At 80.7% G+C, this 1,340-nt stretch carries 1 pseudogene; it reads left to right on the top strand.

The window, feature by feature from the left end:
- A pseudogene (locus PYV61_RS25385) lies at positions 1-1,247 on the top strand (hypothetical protein); the annotation flags it as partial.
- Between the last annotated feature and the right edge of the window lie 93 nt (positions 1,248-1,340).

Here is a 1,340-nt window from a genome sequence, read left to right as displayed (position 1 = left end):
CGGCGCAGGCGCTCCCCGACGGCGTGCGCGCCGACAGCGCCGCGCCCGACAGCGCGGCGCGCGCCGACTCGCTGGCGGCGCTGCTGGCGCGCGCGGAGGCGGCGATCGAGCTGCTGCGGCGCCAGCTCGGCGAGGTGGCCGAGGGGTCGGCGCGCACCCGGTCGCGCGCGCGGCTGGAGCTGTACGCGACGGTGCTGACCAACGCGTTCTACACGTCGGGGCGCACCAACGTCGTGGACGTGCCGCAGATCGCGCTCCCGCCCGCGGCCACGCCGTCGCGCGACGGCGTGCTCGGGGCGACGGTGCGGCAGTCGCGCGTCGGCGCGGCGGCGGCCATCACCGACGTGCTCGGGGGCGACCTCGACGCGGTGATCGACGTCGACTTCTTCGGCGGCGCGCAGGGCGGCCCCGCGGACCGCCGGCTCTTCCCCGAGCCGCGGCTGCGCATCGCGCACGCGCGGCTGGCGTGGGCGCGCACGGAGCTCCTGGTCGGCTCGGAGACGCCGCTGGTGTCGGACCTCGACCCGATGAGCGTGGCGGCGGTGGGGATCCCCGACTTCTCGGGCGCCGGCAACCTCTGGAACTGGCTGCCGCAGGCGCGCGTCACGCGCACGCTCGGCGCGCCAGCACCGCGCCCTGCACCGCCCACCGCACGCGCGCGGCGCCCCTTCCTGCAGGCGCGGCTCCGCGCGCGGTGGGGGACGCCGGCCGACGAGCGCGACCTGCCGGGGCTGGGCGCCGCGCTGTCGCGCGGTGGCGAGGTCGCCGTCGGCGCGCACCGCGGCTGGGTGGACGCGGGGAACGGCGCGCTGCGCGCGAGCCGCGCGCTCACCGCCGGCGCGCGCGCCGCGCTCGGCGACGGCGTCGAGCTGCGCGGCGAGGCGTACGCGTTCGGGCGGCTGCTGCGCGGGCTGGGCGGCGGCGCGATCGGGCAGGTGTTCGGGCGCCCGCCGGCGGGGAGCCCGGCCGGCGCGGTGGGGGCGCCGCTGCGCGACGCGGCGGCGTGGGGGCAGCTCAACTGGCGCGCGCACCCGACGCTGCTGTCGGGCGCCGGGTGCGGGGTCAACGCGGTCGCGCCCGAGGAGCTGCCGGCGCGGCGCCGCAACGTCGGGTGCGCGGCGCACCTCGCGTGGCGTCCCGTGCAGCCGCTGCTCGTGGGCGCCGAGTGGCGGCGCCTCCGCACGCGCTACGACGGCGTCACGTACGGCGCGCACCACCTCAACCTGGCGCTCGGTGTCGAGCTGTAGGCGCGCCGCGGCGCTGCTGCTGGCGGCGCAGCCGACCGCGGCCGGCGCGGCGCGGGCGGGCGCGCAGGGGACGGTGCGCGGCGTCGAGGCGCT

The organism is Roseisolibacter sp. H3M3-2 (assembly GCF_029211165.1).
GTDB lineage: Bacteria > Gemmatimonadota > Gemmatimonadetes > Gemmatimonadales > Gemmatimonadaceae > Roseisolibacter.
This window is presented reverse-complemented; position numbering and strand designations above follow the sequence as displayed.